Origin of the sequence: Endozoicomonas sp. ONNA2, from assembly GCF_024606365.1 — a bacterium.
In the GTDB taxonomy this organism is placed as follows: domain Bacteria; phylum Pseudomonadota; class Gammaproteobacteria; order Pseudomonadales; family Endozoicomonadaceae; genus Endozoicomonas.
In genome coordinates this window covers 1-3,500 of record NZ_JAHHPO010000641.1, presented here as the reverse complement: position 1 = coordinate 3,500, position 3,500 = coordinate 1, and the positions used below count along the sequence as shown (strand labels likewise).

4 protein-coding genes are annotated in these 3,500 nt (G+C 49.1%); 3 read left to right on the top strand and 1 reads right to left on the bottom strand.

The window, feature by feature from the left end; all coding sequences use genetic code 11:
* Positions 1–147: 147 nt before the first annotated feature.
* Entirely contained in the window at positions 148–1,185 is a 1,038-nt protein-coding gene (gene pyrC / locus KDK14_RS11280; RefSeq protein ID WP_257265217.1) for a dihydroorotase, read from the top strand.
* Between the two features lie 115 nt (positions 1,186–1,300).
* The gene (rnt, locus tag KDK14_RS11275; RefSeq protein WP_257265216.1) at positions 1,301–1,900 is read left to right on the top strand and encodes a ribonuclease T; all 600 of its coding nucleotides are present in this window, start codon (positions 1,301–1,303) and stop codon (positions 1,898–1,900) included.
* Positions 1,901–1,957: 57 nt separating this feature from the next.
* On the opposite strand, the gene KDK14_RS21480 is transcribed toward rnt, so the two are convergent.
* On the bottom strand, positions 1,958–2,491 hold the full coding sequence (locus KDK14_RS21480; protein ID WP_306671519.1) for a methylated-DNA--[protein]-cysteine S-methyltransferase: 534 nt from the start codon (positions 2,489–2,491) through the stop codon (positions 1,958–1,960).
* A gap of 139 nt (positions 2,492–2,630) precedes the next feature.
* Between KDK14_RS21480 and KDK14_RS11265 the strand changes: the two genes are divergently transcribed.
* Positions 2,631–3,374, top strand: coding sequence for a hypothetical protein (locus tag KDK14_RS11265; RefSeq protein WP_257265215.1), 744 nt, complete (start codon positions 2,631–2,633; stop codon positions 3,372–3,374).
* Positions 3,375–3,500 lie beyond the last annotated feature (126 nt).

The following is a 3,500-nucleotide window of genomic DNA, read 5'->3' as shown; positions in this document are numbered from 1 at the left end:
TCCTCAATTTTCTGCCATCCTCGCTACGGGCGCTATTCTCGGACAGCCTCCTGGTCATGCATCTTTTCACAGACCCCCTACTATCAACATGGCCTGTTTTTCGCTAGGATGCCTCTTCGGTCCGATCATATTCAAGTACCCGCCACAATGAGCCAACTACTGACCATTACCCGCCCTGATGACTGGCATCTACACCTTCGTGATGGCCCTGCCCTGACTGAAACCGTTGCCGCCACCGCCAGAACCTTTGGTCGGGCGATTATTATGCCTAATCTGGTACCACCGGTTACGGACGCCGATCTGGCCAGGCAGTACAAGGCTCGTATTCTCGAACAGATATCCGCTGATTCGGCATTTCAGCCATTAATGACGCTGTATCTGACCGATAAAACATCCCGTGAAACCATCCTGACTGCCCATGACCGCGGCGATGTGGTTGCACTCAAACTCTATCCTGCTGGCGCAACCACCCATTCTGATGCCGGCGTAACCAGGCTTGAGCAAATTTACGATGCTCTGGAAGCCATGGCTGAGTGTGGGCTCCCATTGCTTGTGCATGGCGAGGTTACCGATGCCGACATCGATATCTTTGACCGGGAAAAGACATTTATTGACCGCCACCTGGTTAAACTGGTGGAACGCTTCCCAACCCTGAAAATCGTCATGGAACACATTACCACAGCTGATGCTGTCCGGTTCGTCAGCGAAGGGAGTGAAAACCTGGGTGCTACCATTACCGCCCATCATTTGTTGTATAATCGCAACCATATGCTGGCAGGTGGCATCAAACCCCATTACTACTGCCTGCCGATTCTCAAGAGAAACCTGCATCAGCAAGCGCTGCTGAAAGCTGCAGCAAGCGGCAACCGTCGTTTTTTCCTGGGAACCGACTCGGCACCCCATGCCATTGATGCCAAAGAGTCTGCCTGTGGTTGTGCAGGCTGCTATACAGCACCAGCCGCCATTGAACTCTATGCAGAGGCCTTTGACATGATGGACGCTCTGGATAAACTGGAAGCCTTTGCCAGTTTCCATGGCCCCGATTTTTATGGCCTGCCCAGAAACCAGGACACCATTACCCTCGTGCAAGACGACTGGACCATGCCAGAATCCATTGCCTTCGGTAACAACCGGGTGAAACCTTTGAGAGCCGGAGAAACCCTATTTTGGCGCATCAAATCATAGCCATGAGCAGAGGAAAAATCCCGCTTGTGCTTCCCCATGAAATGGATTGCTACCTGCGGTATTTTTTACAGTAAAGAGTAAGGAGAAGCCCTTGAGGGCCGATGACAGCCACTCCATGGCCAACAGATTCCGCGGCTTTCTGCCAGTGGTGATCGATGTGGAAACCGGCGGTTTTAATGCCGCTACCGATGCACTGCTGGAAATTGCAGCCACGATTATCGAAATGGATGAGCATGGTTTTATCCACCCGGGCCCATCGGAGTCATACCATATCAAGCCATTCGAAGGTGCCAATATTGAACAGGCCGCTATCGATTTCATCGGTATTAACCCCTTTCACCCGTTACGGATTGCCATGGCAGAAGAGGATGCCGTGAACAGGGTTTTCCGATCAGTGCGTAAGGCGGTAAAAAACCAGGAATGCAACAGGGCGGTGCTGGTTGGCCATAATGCGTCCTTCGACCTGGGATTTGTCATGGCCGCTGCCAAGCGCTGTGCGGTTAAACGGAACCCGTTTCATCCGTTTTCCTGCTTTGACACCGCTACACTGGCCGGTCTGGCCTATGGGCAAACGGTGCTGGCCAAAGCCTGTGTCGAAGCGGATATTAATTTTGACAAATCAGAGGCCCATTCAGCCCGATACGATACGGAGAAAACTGCAGAGCTGTTCTGTACCATTGTGAACCGCTGGAAAAACCTGGGCGGCTGGCCCTGATCGCCAATTAATGGCTGGCCTTTTTCTTGACCGGAAAAAGCCAGCCATCATCCCTGATTATACCGTATCTCTTTTATTTCCCTGCTCAAGTTCCAGAAGAAACCGCTTCATCTCCACCCCGTAGGCATAACCGGTCAGCTTACCGTTTTTCCCGATCACCCGATGGCAAGGCACAATAACCGCCACTGGATTGGCACCATTGGCGGCTCCCACCGCCCGGACCGCATTAGGTCGGCTGATGCTGTCGGCAATATCCTGATAGGAGCAGCACTGGCCATAGCCAATCTGTTGTAACGCTCTCCATACCTGCTGCTGAAAGCCGGTACCACGAAGATGCAGCGCCACTGTGAAGCGGGTCAACTCTCCGCAAAAGTATGCCTCCAACTCGTCTTTGGCTTGAGCAAGATGATTATTAATCGCCCGTTGTACGACAGGTGTTTTGTCAGCAGGATTGGCTTCTGCCTGCAAAACTTGATTATTGATACGTTTAACAGAGACAACGCCATCAGCAGATGCCTTGATATTGAGCCGTCCGACAGGTGATTCCACCCACTGACAACCGACCAGATTCTCTTTATGCATTGCATACATAGGCACTTCACCAATTTGAGTATATTTTGGGCCAGGATCTAATCATGATTCGTTCAAGTAGCCAGAAATATTTGCCGCCATGTATCTTGCTACTGTAGATTATGAAATTGAAAAATTATCATAAGCAAGAGGATTAGCCATGGACCCGGTTAATAAACGAACTTCTCCATCACCAGGGCAACATCAGCCCCGGCAAAATAAAGTTCCGGCAGCCAGTGCCGGCAAATCATATCATGGAAGGAAAACCACTATTTTGCAAAGTGGCAAGACCCTTTTTAATAAACTCATTTTCTGGCTTAAAAAATCATTAGAAATTAGAAATATCAAAGTTCATTTCGCAAACAATCGTGCTTTATCAACGACCAGTTTTAATCAACTCTGCAACAAACTTTTACAGGCGATTATTGATGGAAAAAACAAACAACTACCAACGTTACTGGACAACCTCAGATTGAGCTTGCCCGCAGAATTCCCCGGAAAAAAAGCAACAGAAATTGAGACTGATGAAATCATGAAACTCTTTGAACGTTGGTCTGCGCAATTTACCGATCCTGCACTGGCAAATTCACTGCGCGAAGATCTGCGCAACCCGGAATCCAACATAAGAAAGACATGGACTTCACAACGAGCACTTTTAACTGAAGTAAACGACTTTTCACTTCAAACCTATCATCGCCTTAATGATATCGAAGTACTCATTGGAAACTTGGCAATAAATTTATTTCCTGACAACATTGAAGAACTGATGCAGGCTGTCACATCCTGTGAAAACGAGACAAAGTCCTCACATTTCTATCAGCAATTTACAAAAAATATCATAGCCCCCGAAGGTGAAGCGGCCAACGTCAAAACCAAATCAATAACAAAATCCCAAAGGGTATGAACCAGAGTCTCACATGGTTTTTCGGTTCAAAGGCAGGAAAAGAAGAGAGGCCTTCTGGCCCGCTCCAGGAAGCTGTCCGAGAATAGCGCCCGACTGGGCGTCCCCGTAGCGAGGATGGCAGAAAAT